The following is a 20,228-nucleotide window of genomic DNA, read 5'->3' as shown; positions in this document are numbered from 1 at the left end:
GGCAATCACGCACTAAATATCTCTTCCACCATGCCATCCACCAGCCGTTTTGCCGAACAGAGTCTCGGCATACCCAGCGCGACCGTTTGCCAGCTCTGCGTCACTGACCAGCTCACCGGATGTTTATCCGCCTGACACCAGTCCCCCAGCCAGCCAAGCATATCTTTATAATCCATTAGACAGGAGAAGCGGGCGTCGTCAGCCACTGATGGTAAAAATGCCGGGTGGTGGGAGAAGCGTTAATCCCCTGTGCCAGATAGTTTGCGGCCATGCTGCGCAGGTTATCTTTCAGCATGGCCGCCACATCACTATTCGCCAGACGACAGGCATCGCCAAACGCGCCCCAGCGCAACTCTTCCAGCACGATAAAGCAGCGGCCAGCCAGCGACCAGCCGTCATACTGCCCGGCTCGCCAGCGGGTAAAAATTTGCTCGCTGTGCTCACCCGCCTGAACCGTAAGGCCACGCTGCGCGAGCGCTTTCTCTTTATAGGCGGCACGCTGGTTGAAATGTGCGGAGAGCGCCTCGTACTGTTGCAACAATCCGGAAGGTTGAGGGAGGCGTGGATTAACCTGCTGGCGCAGGGCTACCAGCTTGTCGGACATGCGGGTCAGCGCCAGGTGTCCGGGGTCGAGCATACCGGCCAGTTTCTCCGCCAGACCCAGCCGCAGTGCTGCATTTTCGTTGAGCATTCCCGCCATTGCCCATGGCCGCAACCGGGTCTGCGTAACGATCTCCTGCGTCAAACGCTCACGAAATTGCAGTTGCTGTGGCCCCAGGAGGGTGTGACGAGCAGCATCCGCCCCCTGGACCAAATCGACCATAAATTTTGGATGAATACACTCCAGCGTCCGCCCGGGACCGTCCAGTAGCTGTGTTGTCATGGTTGCTCTGCCGCGAATAAGGTTTGAATATCATCGCGTAACAGTCGGGTATCTTCCTGAATCCACGCCGCTGTGGTCATACTTTGCTTCAACAACTGGCTAAGCGCCCGGGTTGAATGCTCATTCTGCTGCCGCACGGCAAGGCTATCACGCAAGCTTTCCTGTAACCCGGTCAGGCACAACGAAAACTCTGCAAAAAACGTTGCCATACCTGCCGTAACAGAGACATCGACCTGCGCGGCCAAAGCTTTACGAATTTGATCGCAAAACTGATCGGTATGCTGCGTAAATTTGCCATGAAGCTGGGCGATATCGATGACATATCGGGTGCGCGTCTCCACATACGCTTCCCAGCCCCAGCCGGGATGATTGAGCCAGCGCGAGACGGTATTACGTACGCTGCCCGCCCCTGCAGGCTGACTGGCGGGAGGGGTGTCCTGCACAATGGCATCATTAAATAAGCCGCGCGTATTGAAGTTAAGCTGGTTTGCCTGAAACGCCGGAAAGCTAATCCGCGCCCGAAAGCCGGCATGACTGAGCTGTTCCTTAATTTGCATCTCGATGGGGCGCATCGCCTCATTCAACGATCGGGCGAGCGTAGACTCCAGCTGATCGAAGCGTAACGCCAGCTCCCGGCTAATTCTGCTCTGCGCATTCAGCAAAATCTGCTCGCATGACGATCGGATCTTGCTCAGGACAATCTGTGCCTGCCCTTCATCGTCAAGCACCAGCTGCTGGTGCTCATCCGTGTCGTCTGTACGCATGCTGGATGGCTCGCGCCCGGCTAAATCAAGAATTAACGGGCGGCTAAACATGTCGTCCAGCGCCTGGTGAAGTTCACCTTTCTGACTAAGCAGAAATGCATCCGCTGCGTTGAGCGCCTCTTCAACTTCATGCTGGACCTCATCGCTCACTACGCTCTGCCGCTGACGCAGCATCGCCATGTCCTCTTCCAGGCGCTTAATATTCCGCTCCAGCTCATCAAAGGCGACCGTCAGTCCCTGATGGCGAAAATCCAGGTATTCTCTGGCATTTTGCGCATAGTTCAGCAGCTTATGCGATGCCGACCGCAGGGCGAACAGCGAGGCGTTGGCGTAAGCCGCGTAAATCAGCTTGCGGATGGGCTGTTCGAACAGCGAATCCTCCCACAGCAGATCCGCCGCATGGCGAATATGGTCACTATCGTCGAGATCGGCCGTACGCCAGCGGCGGCCCAGCGCGGCCTCGGCAAAATCCTGTACCCAACGCTGATCCTGATGATCGGGAAGCCGCCCATGGGTGTTCATCTCATAGCGGGCGCGGTTTGCCAGGTAGGCCCACATGGAAGAGACCGGATAAATTTGTCCCGGAGAAATATTCCCTTTCATCAGCGTGCCGGAAATCATCGCCCGTATCTGCTCTTCATCGTCGCTGTTACGATCTTTCTGATCGAATTTGTTGACCAGGGCGTAAAGCGGCACGGATTTCCCCGCCGCCGAAATTGCCTGACGAACCTCGGCGTCGGAAATGGATTTAAGCTGGGTATAGTCCATCACCGCCAGCACGGCGGAGGCGCGCGCCAGCTGCTCGCTGAGCATTTTTTGCAGGTGCGGCTGACCGGCCTCGTTCGGCCCCGGCGTGTCGAGCAGCGTCAGTTGCCCCAGGCGCGCATCCAGACCGGCGAGGTGCACAAATTCCACCTCAATCACCGGAATATGTTCAATCGCGGCGTACTCAGAAAAAGGAAACTCCACGCCCAGCGCCTGAGAAAGCCGCACCAGATCGTTCAGGCTTTTCAGACAATGAAAGATGGGCTCCGCGCCCAGGTGATGTTTTCCGAACGCCTCACCTCTTTCGATGCGCTCCAGCAGCGTATTCATGTCCTTGTCGATTTCCAGACGCCGCGCCAGCTTGCCGCGATCTTTATCGCACAATTTCGTCTGCAACTGGGAAATCAGGGTATCAATGGGCGCAACGTGCAAAAAATGCAGCACCGGCTCCTTCTGGCCCGGCGTATGGCGGATCAGCGTGGGCAGCGCCGTCATCGGACGATTGCGGTTCGGCAGCACTTCCGTGCCCACAATCGCATTAATGGTGGTCGATTTTCCCGCTTTCATGGTACCCACAATCGCCAGCACCATTTCGAGGCGGGTTATTTTGCGTAATTCGTTATTCAGCAACGCCTGCTGAGCGTCGACACCCCGCGCGCTAAAATGTAATGGCAAAACGTTGTTATTAACGCCGCTCATGGCAGCGGCTGTGCTATCCAGCTTTGCAATCGGCATTGATTTTAATGAATCAAGATTGTTCAGAGCCAGCTGTAACAAACGTTCGGCTTCCTGGCTTAATTCAAATATGGTCTGTGTGTGCATGATAAAAGCCTTCCCTTAACGCAAATTTATTACTTTTATTAAGCCACGTTTTTTTAATTATACTGTTCAGGCTTATATGATCACGTATGGAAAACATGTTCATTTAATACAAGTAACTGAAGATAATGAGAATTTAAATCTCACCCTTCTAATACGTGTAAAACATCCCTCTGGTCAGAAGACCAAAAGTAAATAGACAAAACGCATTTTCAGGAAACATCAGGAGATATCATCGTTATTTACCCACCAAAAAAGAGAGGTATTCCCTGACACCAAAAGATGTATAGCATCAGAAAGGATAGATAAATAACGGTTTGTTCCTTCACCTTATCCGAAATGGCACAGCGTAGCAATTTGCTGTAATAAAATATTCGATATATTTATCATCATAACGATCACTGCCGTGCAGGGCATAAGCTTCCCCTAATTCACTGACAGTTCGTGTCATCTTTTACGCATTTTTGCGCTATTTTTCTAAAACAATATCACCGACAAAAGTGGGGATTTGCGTTATACTCGCTGCCTTTTTCGGCACACTGCCGTCATTTAGCTGGCGTTTTCCAGCGTGTTAACACTTTTGAGGATACCAACATGCAACTTCCACACTGCCCGAAATGCAATTCTGAATACACCTATGAAGACAATGGCATGTTCGTTTGCCCGGAATGCGCCCATGAATGGAACGATGCGGAGCCTGCGCAGGACAGCGATACGCTGATTGTGAAAGACGCGAACGGCAACCTGCTGTCAGACGGCGACAGCGTTACCGTTGTGAAAGATCTGAAGGTAAAAGGCAGTTCTTCCATGCTGAAGATTGGTACCAAAGTGAAAAACATCCGTCTTGTTGAAGGCGATCATAATATCGATTGCAAAATTGACGGCTTCGGTCCGATGAAACTGAAATCTGAGTTCGTGAAAAAGAACTGATTGACCCGCCCGGTGACGCTTCGCTTACCGGGCGTTCGGGAACTACACTTAACGGGCTTTTCTTACGTGAGGTAAAGATTATGCCGTTAAGTCCCTACATCTCTTTCGCTGGCAACTGTGCGGAGGCCACCGCCTTCTATCAGCAGGCCGTCGGCGCAGAACTCCTCTACAAAATCACCTTCGGCGAAATGCCTAAAGACGAAAACAGCGAAGAAGGCTGTCCGTCCGGCATGAACTTTCCGGATACCGCCATCGCCCACTCTAACGTCCGCATCGCGGGCAGCGACATTATGATGAGCGACGGGATACCGCCTGGCAGCAGCGCGCAATACGCGGGTTTCACACTGGTGCTCGACACCCAGGATGTGTCGGAAGGCAAGCGCTGGTTCGACAACCTCGCCGATGGCGGCAATATTGAAATGGCCTGGCAGGAGACCTTCTGGGCGCATGGATTCGGCACTGTGACCGACAAATACGGCGTGCCGTGGATGATTAACGTCGTTAAATCGTAGGCTGGATAAGCGCAGCGCATCCGGCAACAGCGTCCGGTGGCGCTGCGCTGACCGGGCCTACGGTGATTGTCATCAAATCCCCCTCAACTCTTCAAACTCCCGCAACCAACACTTAACCTGAATGTCATATTGATGCGCCAGCATGAGGCCACATTTATCGTGAGGCCCAGCACATGCAAACTGTCATTCGCGTCGAGAAACTGAGCAAAACCTTCCATCACAACAAGGCGCTGCATGCCGTTGATCTGACCGTCCAGCAGGGCGAAATGGTGGCGCTGCTGGGGCCATCCGGTTCAGGAAAATCCACCCTTCTTCGTCACTTAAGCGGCCTCATTACCTGTGACAAAACGCCGGAAAGCCGCGTCGAGCTGCTGGGTAACACCGTGCAACATGCGGGGCGTCTGGCGAGCGATATTCGCAAAAGCCGCGCGCAGACGGGCTATATCTTTCAGCAGTTCAACCTGGTGAACCGCCTGACGGTGCTCGAGAACGTGCTGATTGGCGCGCTCGGCAGCACCCCGTTCTGGCGCACCTGCCTGCGCTGGTTCTCCCCTTCCCAGAAACAAGAAGCCTTACAGGCGCTGACCCGCGTCGGCATGGCGCATTTTGCCCACCAGCGCGTCTCAACGCTCTCCGGCGGACAGCAGCAGCGCGTCGCCATCGCCCGCGCCCTGATGCAGAAAGCCAAAATCATTCTGGCCGATGAGCCTATCGCCTCGCTGGATCCGGAATCGGCCCGCATCGTGATGGAAACCCTGCGCGACATCAACCAGAACGACGGCATCACAGTGGTGGTGACGCTGCATCAGGTGGATTACGCCCTGCGCTACTGCGAGCGCATCGTCGCCCTGCGTCAGGGCCACGTGTTCTTCGATGGCGCCAGCCATCAGTTTGATAACGAACGTTTTGATCATCTCTACCGCAGCGTAAACCGCGTCGAAGAACGCGCGCAGGCTGCTTAACGCCCCGATAACGAGGAATGGAAATGAACTACAAAGCCGTTGCCGCGCTGGCCTTCACCAGCATGTTCAGCATCAGCACCCTGTTAAGCCCGGCCTGGGCAGAGGAACAGGAAAAAGCGTTGAACTTTGGCATCATTTCAACGGAATCACAGCAAAACCTGAAGCCGCAGTGGGAACCGTTCCTGAAAGATATGGAAACCAAACTGGGGATCAAAGTGAACGCCTTCTTCGCCCCGGACTACGCGGGCATTATCCAGGGAATGCGCTTCAACAAAGTCGACATCGCGTGGTACGGCAACCTCTCTGCCATGGAAGCGGTAGATCGCGCCAACGGCCAGGTCTTTGCCCAGACCGTTGCAGCAGACGGCTCCCCGGGCTACTGGAGCGTGCTGATCGTTAACAAAGACAGCCCGATCAACAACCTCAACGATATGCTCGCCAAACGCAAAGAGCTGACCTTTGGTAACGGCGACCCGAATTCTACGTCCGGCTTCCTCGTCCCGGGTTACTACGTCTTCGCGAAAAACAACATCTCCGCCAGCGACTTCAAGCGCACGGTCAACGCCAGCCACGAAACCAACGCCCTGGCCGTAGCGAACAAGCAGGTAGACGTTGCCACCAACAACACTGAAAACCTCGACAAGCTGAAGACCTCCGCGCCGGACAAGCTGAAAGCGCTGAAGGTGATCTGGAAATCGCCATTGATCCCGGGCGACCCGATTGTGTGGCGTAAAAACCTCTCCGAAAGCACCAAAGACAAGGTCTACGACTTCTTTATGAACTACGGCAAAACGCCGGAAGAGAAAGCAGTGCTGGCGCACCTGGGCTGGGCACCGTTCCGCGCGTCCAGCGATTTGCAGCTGGTGCCGATTCGCCAGCTGGCGCTGTTTAAACAGATGCAGGGCGTGAAGGACAACAAAGGTCTGAAGGAAGAAGAGAAGACCAGCAAAGTGTCGGAAATTCAGGCGCAGCTGGACGATCTCGACCGCCTGACCGCCGCGCTCGGGGCGATGACCAGCGTGAATAAAGCGGTGCAGTAACTCAAGTCCCCTCTCCCACAGGGAGAGGGAGAACAGATTAAGGAGCCAACATGCAAACCATCACCCTCCCGCCGCCAAAGCGCAGCTGGTTCTCGCTCATAAGCTGGGCCGTTCTGCTGGCGGTGCTCGTTATCTCCTGGAAGGGCGCGGAGATGGATCCGCTGCTGCTCTTCAGGGACTCGGGCAACATGGCGACCTTCGCCGCCGACTTCTTCCCGCCGGACTTCAGCCAGTGGCAGGACTACCTCAGTGAAATGGCCACCACCCTGCAAATCGCCGTCTGGGGCACCGCCCTCGCCGTGATCCTCTCCATTCCGTTTGGCCTGATGAGCGCCGAAAACATCGTGCCGTGGTGGATCTACCAGCCGATGCGTCGCCTGATGGACGCCTGTCGCGCCATCAACGAAATGGTCTTTGCGATGCTGTTCGTGGTCGCCGTCGGCCTGGGTCCGTTCGCTGGCGTGATGGCGCTGTTCATCCACACCACCGGCGTACTCTCCAAGCTGCTCTCCGAAGCGGTTGAAGCCATCGAGCCCGGCCCGGTGGAAGGCATCCGCGCAACCGGCGCGAACAAAATCGAAGAGATCCTCTACGGCGTCCTGCCGCAGGTCATGCCGCTGCTCATCTCCTATTCGCTATACCGCTTCGAGTCCAACGTTCGCTCCGCCACCGTGGTCGGCATGGTGGGCGCAGGCGGTATTGGCGTCACCCTGTGGGAAGCGATTCGCGGTTTCCAGTTCCAGCAAACCTGCGCATTGATGGTGCTCATCATCGTCACCGTCAGCCTGCTGGATTTCCTCTCTCAACGCTTGCGTAAGCACTTCATCTGAGAAGCGAGGCTTTGATTGGTATGCACTTATCCAGACATCCGACCAGTTACCCTACCCGCTGGCAAGAGATTGCGGCAAAGCTCGAAGTGGAGCTGCGCACGCACTATCGGTGCGGCGACTACCTGCCTGCCGAGCAGCAGCTTGCCGACCGCTACGAAGTGAATCGCCACACCCTGCGTCGCGCCATCGATCAGCTGGTGGAACGCGGCTGGGTCCAGCGTCGTCAGGGCGTCGGCGTGCTGGTGCTGATGCGCCCGTTTGACTACCCGCTCAATGCTCAGGCGCGTTTTAGCCAGAACCTGCTCGATCAGGGCAGCCACCCCACCAGCGAAAAGCTGCTGTCTGTCCTGCGCCCGGCCTCCCGCCACGTAGCGGACGCGCTGGGGATTCAGGAGGGCGACAACTTCGTTCACCTGCGCACGTTGCGCCGGGTGAACGGCGTGGCGGTCTGTCAGATCGACCACTACTTCGCGGACCTCTCCCTCTGGCCCGTGCTGCAACATTTCGCCAGCGGTTCCCTGCATGATTTTCTTCAGGAGGCGACGGGTATCGCGCTCAAACGCACCCAGACGCGCATCAGCGCCCGCCGCGCGCAGGCTAAAGAGAGCAAGGTGCTGGAGATCCCCAACATGGCCCCGCTGCTCTGCGTGCGCACCCTCAACCACCGTGACGGCGACGTCAACGCAACGGAATACTCCGTCAGCCTGACCCGCGCCGACATGATTGAATTTACCATGGAGCACTGAATGCACTTCGACACCTCCACTCGTCAGCGCTGGATGCGCGTGCTGGCCCACAGCCAGCCTGCTGCGCTGGCTGCCCGCATGAACGCGCTTGGCCTGACGCCGGACTACGACACGATCCGCGCGCCGGAGATCGGCCTGGTGCAGATCCAGGCACGCATGGGCGGTACCGGCGAGCGCTTCTTCGCCGGCGATGCCACCCTCACCCGCGCGGTGATCCGCCTGAGCAGCGGCACGCTGGGCTACGGCTACGTACTTGGACGCGACAAAACGCACGCCGAGCGCTGCGCGGTTATCGACGCGCTTTTACAGGAACAGCCGCATTTTCAGACCTTAATGGAAACCCTTATTGCCCCGCTGGAAGCTGACCGCGCCGCACGCCTTGCCGCGCGTCAGGCCGAAGTGAATACCAGCCGGGTCGACTTCTTTACGCTCGTTCGCGGAGACAACGCATGACGCTTCAACCTGCCTTTACCCTGGCCGTCCAGGATGCCCAACAGAGTTTCCGTCGCCTGCTGAAAGCCATGAGCGAGCCCGGCGTGATCGTCTCGCTGCACCAGCTTTCGCAGGGCTGGCTGCCGCTGAACCTCGCCTCTACCAGCGTGCTGCTGACGCTGGCGGACAACGACACGCCGGTATGGCTGTCAGGGGCATTGCTGAACGATATCGCCAGCCAGAACCTGCGCTTTCACACCAACGCACCGCTGGTCGAGCAGCCCCAGCAGGCGGTCTTTGCCGTGGCAGACGAGCAAATCAGCCACGAGCAGCTTAACGCCCTGAGCGAAGGCAGCGCCGTCGCCCCGGAAACCAGCGCCACGCTGATTTTGCAGGTCTCCAGCCTGAGCGGTGGTCGCATGCTTCGCCTGACGGGTGCAGGCATCGCCGACGAGCGGATGGTCGCCCCCCAGCTGCCGGAGTGCATCATCCATGAGCTGACCGAGCGCCCGCATCCGTTCCCGCTCGGTATCGACCTGATCCTGACCTGCGGCGAGCGCCTGCTGGCGATCCCGCGAACCACTCACGTGGAGGTGTGCTGATGTACGTTGCCGTCAAAGGGGGCGAGAAGGCGATCGCCGCCGCCCATGCCTTGCAGGCGCACAGACGCCGGGGGGATGACGCTCTTCCCGAGCTGAGCGTCGCCCAGATTGAACAGCAGTTAAATTTGGCCGTCGACCGCGTGATGACCGAAGGCGGCATCGCGGACCGTGAGCTGGCGGCGCTGGCGCTGAAACAAGCCAGCGGCGATAACGTGGAAGCCATCTTCCTGCTGCGCGCTTACCGCACAACGCTTGCGAAGCTGGCGGTGAGCGAGCCGGTAAATACGGCGGAAATGCGTTTAGAGCGCCGTATTTCTGCGGTGTATAAAGATATTCCTGGCGGCCAGCTGCTTGGCCCCACCTACGACTACACCCATCGTCTGATGGACTTCGCTCTGCTGGCAAACGGTGAAACACCGCAGCTCAGCGCCTCTGACGCTGAACAAGACGCCTCCCCGCACGTCTTTAGCCTGCTGGCAAACCAGGGGCTGGCGAAGGCGGAAGAAGACACCGGCAGCACACCGGATGACATCACCCGCACGCCGCCGGTCTATCCCTGTTCGCGCTCGTCCCGTCTGCAACAGCTGATGCGCGGCGACGAAGGCTATCTGCTGGCGCTGGCCTACTCCACGCAGCGCGGCTACGGGCGCAACCACCCGTTCGCGGCAGAGATCCGCAGCGGCTATCTCGATGTCGAAATTGTGCCAGAAGAGCTGGGGTTTGCGGTGAACATCGGCGAACTGCTGATGACCGAGTGCGAAATGGTCAACGGTTTTGTCGCGCCAGAAAATGAAGATCCACACTTTACCCGCGGCTACGGGCTGGTGTATGGCCTGAGCGAGCGCAAGGCGATGGCGATGGCGCTGGTTGACCGTGCGCTCCAGGCGCCGGACTACGGCGAGCATATTGCAGGCCCGGCACAGGACGAAGAGTTCGTGCTGGCCCACGCGGATAACGTTGAGGCCGCGGGCTTTGTCTCGCACCTCAAGCTGCCGCACTACGTCGATTTCCAGGCCGAACTGGAACTGCTGAAACGCCTGCAACGGGAGCGCGCCAATGGCTAACTTAAGCGGCTACAACTTTGCCTATCTGGACGAGCAAACTAAACGCATGATCCGCCGCGCCATCCTTAAGGCTGTGGCGATCCCCGGCTACCAGGTGCCGTTCGGCGGCCGCGAAATGCCGATGCCCTACGGCTGGGGCACCGGCGGTATTCAAATCACCGCCAGCGTGATTGGCGAAGCGGACGTGCTGAAGGTCATCGACCAGGGGGCAGACGACACCACCAACGCCGTGTCGATCCGCAACTTCTTCAGGCGCGTAACGGGCGTCAACACCACTGAAAAAACCGAAGACGCGACGCTGATCCAGACCCGTCACCGCATTCCGGAAACCCCGCTGACGGAAGATCAGATTTTGATTTTCCAGGTGCCGATCCCGGAGCCGCTGCGCTTTATCGAGCCGCGGGAAACCGAAACCCGCACCATGCACGCCCTGGAAGAGTACGGGATCATGCAGGTCAAACTGTATGAGGACATCGCCCGCTTCGGCCATATCGCCACCACCTACGCCTACCCGGTGAAGGTGAACGGCCGCTACGTGATGGACCCGTCGCCGATCCCGAAATTCGATAACCCGAAGATGGACATGATGCCCGCCCTGCAACTTTTTGGTGCCGGACGTGAAAAACGCATCTACGCCGTACCGCCGTTTACCCGCGTAGAGAGCCTGGATTTCGACGATCACCCGTTTACGGTGCAGGAGTGGGACGAGCCGTGCGCCATCTGCGGATCCAAACACAGCTATCTGGATGAAGTGGTGCTGGACGACACGGGCAAACGGATGTTTGTCTGCTCCGACACCGATTACTGCCGCCAACAGAGCGAGGCGAACAGCCAATGAAACCGCTGCTTTCGGTTAACAACCTGACTCACCTTTATGCGCCGGGCAAAGGCTTTAGCGACGTGTCGTTTGAGCTGTGGCCGGGCGAAGTGCTGGGCATTGTCGGCGAGTCCGGCTCCGGTAAAACCACCCTGCTGAAGTCCATCTCCGCGCGCCTGACGCCGCAGAATGGCGACATTTTGTATGAGGGCGTGTCGCTGTACGGCATGAGCGAAGCCGAGCGCCGCCGCCTGCTGCGCACCGAGTGGGGCGTGGTGCATCAGCACCCGATGGACGGCCTGCGCCGTCAGGTGTCAGCGGGGGGCAACATCGGCGAACGGCTGATGGCCACCGGCGCACGCCACTACGGCAATATCCGCGCCACGGCGCAGCACTGGCTGGAGGAAGTTGAAATCCCCGCCTCGCGCATCGACGACCTGCCGACCACCTTCTCCGGCGGCATGCAGCAGCGTTTACAGATTGCCCGCAATCTCGTCACCCATCCGAAGCTGGTGTTTATGGACGAACCGACCGGCGGGCTGGACGTATCCGTGCAGGCTCGCCTGCTCGACCTGCTGCGCGGCCTGGTGGTGGAGCTGAACCTGGCGGTGGTGATTGTCACCCATGATTTAGGCGTCGCGCGCCTGCTGGCGGACCGTCTTCTGGTGATGAAGCAGGGTCAGGTGGTGGAAAGTGGGTTAACCGACCGGGTGCTCGACGATCCCCATCATCCGTATACCCAGCTGCTGGTGTCGTCGGTGTTGCAGAACTGAGGGCGCTGTTGCCGGGTGGCGCTGCGCTTACCCGGCCTACGAACAGCGCACCCGTAGGCCGGGTAAGGCGAAGCCACCACCCGGCAAAACGAACACCGCACCCGTAGGCCGGGTAAGGCGAAGCCGCCACCCGGCAAAACGAACACCGCACCCGTAGGCCGGGTAAGGCGAAGCCGCCACCCGGCAAAACGAACACCGCACCCGTAGGCCGGGTAAGGCGAAGCCGCCACCCGGAAAAACGAACACCGCACCCGTAGGCCGGGTAAGGCGAAGCCGCCACCCGGCAAAACGAATCGCGAGGCAAAAATGATCCACGTTGAAAATGTCAGTAAAACCTTTGTGCTCCACCAGCAAAACGGTGTCCGCCTGCCGGTACTGCAAAATGCCTCATTAGAGGTCAGCAACGGCGAATGCGTGGTGCTGCATGGCCATTCCGGCAGCGGAAAATCCACCCTGCTGCGCTCCCTGTATGCCAACTACCTGCCGGACGAAGGCCATATCCATATCCGCCATAACAATGAATGGGTCGATCTGGTCCAGGCTCCCGCGCGCAAGGTGCTGGAAGTACGCCGCTCGACGATCGGCTGGGTCAGCCAGTTCCTGCGGGTGATCCCGCGGATCTCTGCCCTGGACGTGGTCATGCAGCCCCTGCTGGATCTCGGCGTGCCGCGCGAAACCTGCGCCGCTAAAGCCGCCAGCCTGCTGACGCGTCTCAACGTACCGGAGCGTCTGTGGCACCTCGCCCCGTCGACCTTTTCCGGCGGCGAACAGCAGCGCGTGAACATCGCCCGCGGCTTTATCGTCGATTACCCGATTTTACTCCTGGATGAACCCACCGCCTCGCTCGACAGTAAAAACAGCGCAGCGGTGATGGAACTGATCGAACAGGCCAAAGCGCGCGGCGCGGCGATCGTCGGGATCTTCCACGACGACGCCGTACGCCATCGCGTGGCGGACAGACTGCACCCGATGGGGACAAACGTATGATTATCAATAACGTCAGGCTGGTACTGGAAAATGAAGTCGTGAACGGCTCGGTTGAGGTCCGGGACGGTGTCATCCGCGCGTTTGCTGAAACCCAGAGCCGCTCACCGGACGCGATGGATGGCGAAGGCGGCTGGCTGCTGCCGGGGCTGATTGAGCTGCATACCGATAATCTTGATAAATTTTTCACGCCCCGCCCGAAGGTCGACTGGCCTGCTCATTCAGCGATGAGCAGCCACGACGCGCTGATGGTCGCCAGCGGCATCACCACGGTGCTGGACGCGGTGGCGATCGGCGACGTGCGCGACGGCGGCGATCGGCTGGAGAACCTGGAGAAGATGATCAACGCCGTGGAGGAGACGCAAAAGCGCGGCCTCAACCGCGCCGAGCACCGCCTGCACCTGCGCTGCGAGCTGCCGCACCACACCACCCTGCCGCTGTTTGAAAAGCTGGTGGGCCGCGAGCCGGTCTCGCTGGTTTCCCTGATGGATCACTCGCCGGGGCAGCGCCAGTTCGCCAATATTGAAAAGTATCGCGAATACTATCAGGGCAAATACGCGCTGAATGATGCCGAGATGGCGCGCTATGAAGAAGAGCAGCTCCAGCTTGCAGCGCGGTGGTCGCAGCCGAATCGTCTCTCCATTGCCGCGATGTGCCGTGACCATAATATTGCCCTGGCCAGCCATGATGATGCCACGCACGACCATGTTCGCGAATCCCACCAGCTTGGGAGCGTGATCGCCGAATTTCCCACCACGTTCGAGGCGGCAGAGGCATCGCGTAAGCATGGCATGAACGTGCTAATGGGTGCGCCGAACATCGTGCGCGGCGGGTCGCACTCCGGAAACGTGGCGGCAAGCAAGCTCGCCTCCCTCGGCCTGCTGGATATCCTCTCATCTGACTATTACCCCGCCAGCCTGCTGGACGCGGCCTTCCGCGTCGCGGACGACGAAGGCAACAGCTTCACGCTGCCGCAGGCGATTCGTCTGGTGACGAAAAACCCGGCCTCGGCGCTTAATCTTCACGATCGCGGGGAAATTGCCGAGGGGAAACGGGCCGATCTGGTGCTGGCGCACCGTAAGGGCGAGCATATTCATATCGACCACGTCTGGCGTCAGGGAAAAAGGGTGTTCTGATGGGAAGACTCATCTGGTTAATGGGCCCGTCCGGCTCCGGGAAGGACAGCCTGCTGTCGGCGTTACGGCAGCGGGAACACTCACAGCTGCTGGTGGCGCACCGCTATATCACGCGCGATGCCAACGCCGGAAGCGAAAACCATATCGCCCTGAGCGAGCAGGAATTTTTTACCCGCGCCGGACAAAACCTGCTGGCGCTAAGCTGGCATGCCAACGGTTACTACTATGGCGTCGGCATTGAGATCGACCTCTGGCTGCACGCGGGGTTCGACGTGCTGGTTAACGGCTCACGGGCGCATCTCCCGCAGGCTCGCGCCCGGTACGAAGCGGCGCTGCTCCCGGTCTGTTTGCAGGTTTCCCCGGAGGTTCTGCGTAGCCGGCTGCAAAAGCGGGGGCGCGAAAACGCACGCGAGATCGACCAGCGGCTGGAACGGGCGGCGCGCTACACCCCGTCGGGTTGTCATCTCCTCAATAACGACGGAAGTTTGCTACAGTCAGTCGAGACCTTTCTATCGCTTATTCGCCAGAAGGAGAAACAGCATGCCTGACTGCCAGCTTCGCCCCGCCACCGCCGACGATGCGCCGATCGTTTACGCTCTGATCTGCGAACTTAAGCAGGCCGAGTTCGATCATCAGGCGTTTCACGCCGGGTATCTGGCCAACTTGCAGGATCACAATATGCGCTACCAGCTGGCCGAGCTGGACGGGCAGATCATCGGTATGATCGGCCTGCATATGCAGTTTCACCTGCATCACGCCCGCTGGATCGGCGAGATCCAGGAGCTGGTGGTGATGCCGCAGGCGCGCGGATTAAAAGTGGGCAGCCAGCTGCTGGCCTGGGCAGAGGAGATCGCACGCCAGGCAGGCGCCGAGCTGACCGAGCTTTCCACCAGCGTGAAGCGCGTGGACGCGCACCGTTTTTATGTTCGTGAAGGATATACGCAAAGCCATTTCCGCTTCACCAAACCGCTGTAGAGGTGCGTTATGAGTCTGACGATCACGCTAACAGGAACGGGAGGGGCGCAGCTGGTGCCGGTGTTTGGCTGCGACTGCGCGGCGTGCCGACGGGCGCGTTTGCAGGAAAACCATCGCCGTCGCCCCTGTAGCGCGGCGGTGAAATTCAACGATGCGGTCACCTTGCTGGACGCAGGTATTCCACACCTGATGGACGACTGGCCCGCAGGGAGTTTCAGGCAGTTTTTGCTTACCCACTATCATATGGATCACGTTCAGGGGCTGTTTCCTCTGCGCTGGGGCGTGGGAGCGACCATTCCGGTTTACGGTCCGCCGGACGACGCAGGCTGTGACGACCTGTTCAAACATCCGGGCCTTCTGGATTTCAGCCACACGGTGGAGCCGTTTGTGACGTTTGAACTTCAGGGCTTGCGGGTCACGCCGCTGCCGCTCAACCATTCAAAACTCACATTTGGCTATCTGCTGGAGTCCGCCCACAGCCGCGTGGCGTGGCTTTCTGATACCGCCGGGCTACCGGATAAAACGGTGACGTTTCTGCTAAATAATCAGCCGCAGGCGATGATTATTGACTGTAGCCATGAACCGCACCAGGAGACGCCGCGCAACCACTGTGATTTGAATACGGTGATTGCGCTGAACGAGGTGATTGGCTGTCCGCAGGTGATCCTGACGCATATCAGCCATCAGTTTGACGTCTGGATGATGGATAACCCGCTGCCGTCCGGCATTGAAGCGGGGTATGACGGGATGGTACTGGTGCTGGATTAGGTTTTGCCGGGTGGCGGCTGCGCCTTACCCGGCCTACGCGTTGCGATAACGGGGTTTACCACCGATCGTAATCATCCTCTAACCGGCGCTCATCCTCCTCTAACCGACGCCGGTCGTCATCCAGCTGCCGCTGACGCTCGTCTAAGCGCTGGCGTCGGTCTTCTAACTGCCGACGACGATCGTCGTACTGGCGGCTGTCGGTTTGACGGCTGCGATCGTAACGATCGTCGTCATCGTCATTACGGCTGCTGCCGGGGTTATAAGCGTCGTTGATCGCCTGCTGAATATTGCCAATAGCATCATCAATCACATCGGCATGCGCCAGTTGGCTGGTTAAAGTCAGCAGACCCAATAACAGAGCGGTAGAGTAACGTTTCATAAGGCCAGACTCGCAGGTGAACTGGCCTTAAAGTAATGACTGGCTGTTAGCGGGAGTAGCGGAGGAATCTCAAATTACCATCACCTTGCGCAGCGCCTGCGCCAGCTGTGCGCGGGTGAACGGTTTTCGCAGTAACGGAACGTCCGGCAGCTGCGGGTTATGCGCCGGGCGCAAATCCTGCCCGCTGATCAGCAGAACCGGCAACTGCGGATAGTGGCTGCGTACATGGCCGATCACCTCCGCACCGCTCAGGCCGCCCGGTAACATCAGGTCGCTGATAAACATGCCGATATCCGGTGATGCGTCCAGCATGTTCAACGCCTGCTCGCCGTTTTCGGCTTCAAACGTCAGGTAGCCAAGCTGGTGCAGTTGCTCGCACAGGGTCTGCCGCACGCCCGCCTCATCTTCCAGGACCAGCACAAGCAGCTCACTTTCTGCCGGGGCCGTGGTCGCCAGCGCGGCATCATCGGAGAACGCGGGCAGCGTCGAGCGCGGCAGCTGGAGCCGCACGGTGGTTCCCTGCCCCGGCGCGCTTTCGATCTCAACGCGACCACCCGACTGGCGCACAAAGCCGTACACCATCGACAGCCCTAACCCGCTGCCGCTGCCGGTCTGTTTGGTGGTGAAGAACGGTTCAAAGACCTGCGATTTCACCTCCTGCGACATCCCGCAGCCGTGGTCAATCACCTCCAGCGCGACCATATCCTGCCTGCACCCGTCGCTGCGGGTCACACGCTGGTTCCAGGTGCGGATTTTGATCACACCGTATTGCCCCTCCATTGCGTCACGGGCGTTCATTACCAGGTTGATAATGGCGTTTTCCAGCTGGCTGACGTCAATCCATGCGGGCCACGCCGGGGTTTGCGCTTCAATATCCAGCGTCAGCGTGGCGGGAAGCGAGTGCCGCATCAGCTCGCTCAGGTTCTCCAGCAGCGGCTTCATCTCTACCGCATGTGGATGCAGGGATTGCTTGCGCGAGAAGGCCAGCAGACGCTGGGTGAGCATGGCTCCGCGTTCCGCGGCTTTAAGCGCACGGGTGATGCGCGGCGCGTCCGGTGATGCCGAATCGGTCAGCTCCAGACTGCCGATAATCACCGCCAGCAGGTTATTAAAATCATGCGCCAGGCCACCCGTCAGTTGCCCGACCGCCTTCATTTTCTGGCTGTGCAGCAGCGCCTCCTCCAGCCCCTGACGTTCGATGCGGTCAACCTCCATCTGTGAGGTCTTCTCCTTCAGCAGCCGCGTGGTGTGCTCCAGCGAAGCGGTATTGCGGGCGAAAACGTTAAACGCGCGCGCCAGTTCCCCCAACTCATCACGCCGCTGTAGCGCGGGCACCGACACATCCTGCTCCCCGTGAGCGAGACGCGACATCGCCCTTGAGATAGCCGTCAGGTTGGAGCCCAGATTGCGGTAAATATACCAGCAGGCACAGCCGGTGATGATCAGCGCCAGCACCGCGAAGATGCTGATAAACACGCTGATGGATTGCAGCTCGTGATGGCTCTGGGCCGTGCGAAGCCGGGAAGCCTGCGCCACCTGTTCAACGTACTGATTAATGTCGCTGTTTAATATCGCCACCAGCGCCTTGATGTGGAACATGTACCAGCTGATGGACAGATCGCTCTCCTCCAGCTGCGTCGACAGTGGTGCGAGCTTGCGCAGCTCATCATTAAAATCCGGGAGCACCAGGTTGGCCACCGGTTGCAGGGCGCTCGCGGGTAACCCCGCGGTTACTGCATCCAGCTGCTGCACCGTGGCGCGCGGTGAAGGGGTATCAATGGCGGCAACGATCAACCTGTCCATCTCTGCAAGCTGTCGGGCGTCTGGCACATTGCTCGCGTAACGGCGGTTGATATCCTGCAAATGACGCAGGTAGCTTTGGCTTTGATAGAGCGAGCTGAGCAGCGCGTTACGCTCCAGATGCCGCTTTTGCCCGCGCTCCAGCATTCCCGTCACGCTCTGCTGTAATTCATTACTCCTGCGAATAATTCGCGCCACCAGCGCCGGCTCCTGCTGCGCCAGCGGCGCATCGGCAAGTTGATCCAGCGAGTGGCGCAGCGCCATCTGCGTCTGTTTCAGCCGCTCGGCTTCGCCTTTGTACTCCAGCGCACCGACCACCTGCGACAGCCGCACCGCCGCCGTTGCCACATTTGCGGTATCACGGGCGAGGTTCATGCTGCCGGTCATGTCATCCAGCGTTTGCTGTTGGACCTGCTCCTGGATCTGGCTGGCGTGACGAAAGCCGAGCACCGCCACACCGCTCACCATCAGCGTGACGGCGACCACCAGCAGATTAAAAATCAGCAGGCGTCCGCGGGCGCTGGTGAAGAACGGGGGGCGTGAAGACATGGGTTTGGGCTCCTCTGCGGATTGGTGCCTTCACCCTGGCCCTCTCCCACAGGGAGAGGGAAAAGGAAAATGTGATGGCGATTAGCTATTCATAACTATGACAAATATGAACAGCTTCTGACATTTTGCATTTACGCGCCTGTGATGAAGTGCAGATATCGACATTCACAGGAGATCCGCCATGAGCAGAACCCCGGTTTTAGAGATGCGCAATATTGCCAAGACGTTTGGCAATTTCCACGCGCTCAAGGGCGTGGATTTGACGGTTTTCCCCGGTGAGATCCACGCGCTGATGGGGGAAAACGGCGCCGGAAAAAGCACGCTGATGAAGATCCTCGCAGGTGCCTATACCGCCAGCAGCGGCGACATCCTCATCGACGGCAAGCCATTTCACATCAAAGGTCCGAAAGATGCGCTGGCCGCAGGCATTACCCTGATTTATCAGGAGATGCAGCTTGCTCCTAACCTGACCGTGGCGGAAAACATTTTTCTCGGCAGCGAGCTGTCACGCGGCGGGCTGGTCCAGCGCAAAGAGATGGCTGCCCAGGCGCAGGCGGTCATTGACCGCCTCGGTGCGCAGTTCAGCGCCACCGACCTGGTCATGAAGCTGACGATCGCCGAGCAGCAGCAGGTGGAGATCGCCCGCGCCCTGCACCGCAACAGCCGCATTCTGGTGATGGACGAACCTACCGCCGCCCTCTCCTCACGCGAAACCCACCGTCTGTTCGAACTGATTTTGCGCCTGCGCGATGAAGGCATGGCGATTATTTACATCAGCCACCGGATGGCGGAAGTGTATGAACTCTCGGACCGCGTCAGCGTGCTGCGCGACGGGCAATACGTCGGCAGCCTGACGCGCGACAGGCTCAACGCCTCCGAGCTGGTGCGCATGATGGTGGGCCGTCCGCTCAGCGATCTGTTTAACAAAGAGCGCGATATTCCCCTCGGCAGCCCGCGTCTTAACGTCCACCACCTCACCGACGGCAAAAAAGTACAGCCGTGCAGTTTGCAGGTGCGCTCCGGTGAAATCGTCGGGCTGGCAGGGCTGGTCGGGGCCGGGCGTTCCGAGCTGGCACAGCTGATCTTCGGCGTGCGCAAAGCCACCGGCGGCATGATTGAGGTGGACGGCGAACCGGTGGTGATCCACTCCCCGCGCGCGGCCATTGAGAACGGCATCGGTTTTCTTACCGAGAACCGCAAGGAACAGGGTCTGTTTCTGGAGCTGGCGGCGCAGGAGAACATCACTATGGCGACGCTGGAGCGCGACGCCACTTTCGGCTGGCTGAACCGCAAAAAAGCGCAGTCGATTTCCGACGACGCCATCGCCCTGCTCAATATCCGCGTGCCCCATTCACAGGTGCGCGCGGGCGGGCTCTCCGGCGGCAACCAGCAAAAACTGCTGATCTCCCGCTGGGTGGCGATAGGCCCGCGCATTCTGATTCTGGACGAGCCCACGCGCGGCGTAGACGTCGGCGCAAAAAGCGAGATCTACCGCATCATGAACCAGATGGCGCGCAAAGGCGTTGCGATACTGATGATCTCCAGCGAGCTGCCGGAAGTAGTAGGGATGAGCGACCGGGTGTACGTGATGCGGGAAGGCAGCATTGCGGGTGAACTGCACGGGCGCGACATCTCTCAGGAAAACATCATGACGCTGGCAACCGGCGTAAACGACACACATCATCAGGCGGTGTAATT

At 59.1% G+C, this 20,228-nt stretch carries 20 protein-coding genes and 1 pseudogene; 17 read left to right on the top strand and 4 right to left on the bottom strand.

Annotation, left to right across the window (positions count from 1 at the left end):
• Nucleotides 1-5: 5 nt before the first annotated feature.
• Nucleotides 6-883, bottom strand: a pseudogene (locus tag ACQG1K_RS01805) (diguanylate cyclase regulator RdcB family protein).
• A complete protein-coding gene (crfC, locus tag ACQG1K_RS01800) occupies nucleotides 880-3,234 on the bottom strand; it encodes a clamp-binding protein CrfC (RefSeq protein ID WP_367076543.1) in 2,355 nt (784 codons plus the stop codon). Before crfC ends, ACQG1K_RS01805 begins: the two are co-directional and overlap by 4 nt.
• Nucleotides 3,235-3,825: 591 nt before the next feature.
• On the opposite strand from crfC, the gene ACQG1K_RS01795 reads away from it, so the two are divergent.
• The 16 genes from ACQG1K_RS01795 to phnP all read left to right on the top strand — a co-directional run bounded on the left by ACQG1K_RS01795 (nucleotide 3,826) and on the right by phnP (nucleotide 15,802).
• Nucleotides 3,826-4,161, top strand: coding sequence for a zinc ribbon domain-containing protein YjdM (locus ACQG1K_RS01795; RefSeq protein ID WP_022646789.1), 336 nt, complete (start codon nucleotides 3,826-3,828; stop codon nucleotides 4,159-4,161).
• Between the two features lie 80 nt (nucleotides 4,162-4,241).
• Nucleotides 4,242-4,673 carry a VOC family metalloprotein YjdN gene (yjdN, locus tag ACQG1K_RS01790; protein ID WP_022646788.1) on the top strand — a complete coding sequence of 144 codons (432 nt, stop codon included), beginning with the start codon at nucleotides 4,242-4,244 and terminating at the stop codon, nucleotides 4,671-4,673.
• Between the two features lie 173 nt (nucleotides 4,674-4,846).
• Entirely contained in the window at nucleotides 4,847-5,635 is a 789-nt protein-coding gene (gene phnC / locus ACQG1K_RS01785) for a phosphonate ABC transporter ATP-binding protein (RefSeq protein WP_003860210.1), read from the top strand.
• A gap of 23 nt (nucleotides 5,636-5,658) precedes the next feature.
• Complete coding sequence (gene phnD / locus ACQG1K_RS01780) at nucleotides 5,659-6,675, top strand: phosphonate ABC transporter substrate-binding protein (RefSeq protein ID WP_022646786.1); 1,017 nt, start codon at nucleotides 5,659-5,661, stop codon at nucleotides 6,673-6,675.
• A gap of 50 nt (nucleotides 6,676-6,725) precedes the next feature.
• Entirely contained in the window at nucleotides 6,726-7,505 is a 780-nt protein-coding gene (phnE, locus tag ACQG1K_RS01775) for a phosphonate ABC transporter, permease protein PhnE (protein WP_022646785.1), read from the top strand.
• Between the two features lie 20 nt (nucleotides 7,506-7,525).
• Nucleotides 7,526-8,251: a phosphonate metabolism transcriptional regulator PhnF gene (gene phnF, locus ACQG1K_RS01770; RefSeq protein WP_426720966.1), complete on the top strand. Its 726-nt coding sequence runs from the start codon at nucleotides 7,526-7,528 to the stop codon at nucleotides 8,249-8,251.
• A complete protein-coding gene (gene phnG / locus ACQG1K_RS01765; protein WP_023299115.1) occupies nucleotides 8,252-8,704 on the top strand; it encodes a phosphonate C-P lyase system protein PhnG in 453 nt (150 codons plus the stop codon).
• A complete protein-coding gene (phnH, locus tag ACQG1K_RS01760) occupies nucleotides 8,701-9,285 on the top strand; it encodes a phosphonate C-P lyase system protein PhnH (protein WP_003860219.1) in 585 nt (194 codons plus the stop codon). The genes phnG and phnH overlap by 4 nt, the downstream gene beginning before the upstream one ends.
• Nucleotides 9,285-10,349: a carbon-phosphorus lyase complex subunit PhnI gene (locus tag ACQG1K_RS01755; protein ID WP_022646782.1), complete on the top strand. Its 1,065-nt coding sequence runs from the start codon at nucleotides 9,285-9,287 to the stop codon at nucleotides 10,347-10,349. The genes phnH and ACQG1K_RS01755 overlap by 1 nt, the downstream gene beginning before the upstream one ends.
• Nucleotides 10,342-11,187 carry an alpha-D-ribose 1-methylphosphonate 5-phosphate C-P-lyase PhnJ gene (gene phnJ / locus ACQG1K_RS01750; protein ID WP_023299113.1) on the top strand — a complete coding sequence of 282 codons (846 nt, stop codon included), beginning with the start codon at nucleotides 10,342-10,344 and terminating at the stop codon, nucleotides 11,185-11,187. Before ACQG1K_RS01755 ends, phnJ begins: the two co-directional genes overlap by 8 nt.
• Nucleotides 11,184-11,939 (top strand): phosphonate C-P lyase system protein PhnK, encoded by a 756-nt coding sequence (gene phnK, locus ACQG1K_RS01745; RefSeq protein WP_003860225.1) that lies wholly within the window; start codon nucleotides 11,184-11,186, stop codon nucleotides 11,937-11,939. Before phnJ ends, phnK begins: the two co-directional genes overlap by 4 nt.
• 306 nt (nucleotides 11,940-12,245) lie before the next feature.
• Nucleotides 12,246-12,926 (top strand): phosphonate C-P lyase system protein PhnL, encoded by a 681-nt coding sequence (gene phnL / locus ACQG1K_RS01740; RefSeq protein WP_022646780.1) that lies wholly within the window; start codon nucleotides 12,246-12,248, stop codon nucleotides 12,924-12,926.
• The gene (gene phnM, locus ACQG1K_RS01735; protein ID WP_367076539.1) at nucleotides 12,923-14,059 is read left to right on the top strand and encodes an alpha-D-ribose 1-methylphosphonate 5-triphosphate diphosphatase; all 1,137 of its coding nucleotides are present in this window, start codon (nucleotides 12,923-12,925) and stop codon (nucleotides 14,057-14,059) included. The genes phnL and phnM overlap by 4 nt, the downstream gene beginning before the upstream one ends.
• Complete coding sequence (gene phnN / locus ACQG1K_RS01730) at nucleotides 14,056-14,607, top strand: ribose 1,5-bisphosphokinase (RefSeq protein WP_032621424.1); 552 nt, start codon at nucleotides 14,056-14,058, stop codon at nucleotides 14,605-14,607. Before phnM ends, phnN begins: the two co-directional genes overlap by 4 nt.
• Nucleotides 14,600-15,034, top strand: a complete 435-nt coding sequence (gene phnO, locus ACQG1K_RS01725; RefSeq protein ID WP_006810443.1) for an aminoalkylphosphonate N-acetyltransferase — start codon at nucleotides 14,600-14,602, stop codon at nucleotides 15,032-15,034. The genes phnN and phnO overlap by 8 nt, the downstream gene beginning before the upstream one ends.
• Nucleotides 15,035-15,043: 9 nt before the next feature.
• On the top strand, nucleotides 15,044-15,802 hold the full coding sequence (gene phnP / locus ACQG1K_RS01720) for a phosphonate metabolism protein PhnP (RefSeq protein WP_367076538.1): 759 nt from the start codon (nucleotides 15,044-15,046) through the stop codon (nucleotides 15,800-15,802).
• Between the two features lie 55 nt (nucleotides 15,803-15,857).
• Here phnP and yjdP read toward each other — a convergent pair whose 3' ends face one another.
• Both yjdP and ACQG1K_RS01710 read right to left on the bottom strand, forming a co-directional pair.
• Entirely contained in the window at nucleotides 15,858-16,181 is a 324-nt protein-coding gene (gene yjdP / locus ACQG1K_RS01715; protein WP_017382647.1) for a DDRRRQL repeat protein YjdP, read from the bottom strand.
• Nucleotides 16,182-16,250: 69 nt separating this feature from the next.
• Nucleotides 16,251-18,530: an ATP-binding protein gene (locus ACQG1K_RS01710; RefSeq protein ID WP_367076536.1), complete on the bottom strand. Its 2,280-nt coding sequence runs from the start codon at nucleotides 18,528-18,530 to the stop codon at nucleotides 16,251-16,253.
• 181 nt (nucleotides 18,531-18,711) lie between these two features.
• Here ACQG1K_RS01710 and ACQG1K_RS01705 point away from each other — a divergent pair, with 181 nt between their 5' ends.
• A complete protein-coding gene (locus tag ACQG1K_RS01705) occupies nucleotides 18,712-20,226 on the top strand; it encodes a sugar ABC transporter ATP-binding protein (RefSeq protein WP_022646773.1) in 1,515 nt (504 codons plus the stop codon).
• Nucleotides 20,227-20,228 lie beyond the last annotated feature (2 nt).

It is taken from the genome of Enterobacter cloacae complex sp. 402C9 (assembly GCF_050030745.1).
Classification (GTDB): Bacteria; Pseudomonadota; Gammaproteobacteria; order Enterobacterales; family Enterobacteriaceae; genus Enterobacter; species Enterobacter intestinihominis.
Note: the sequence above shows the minus strand (reverse complement) of the source record. Positions and strands in the feature narration are given on the sequence as shown.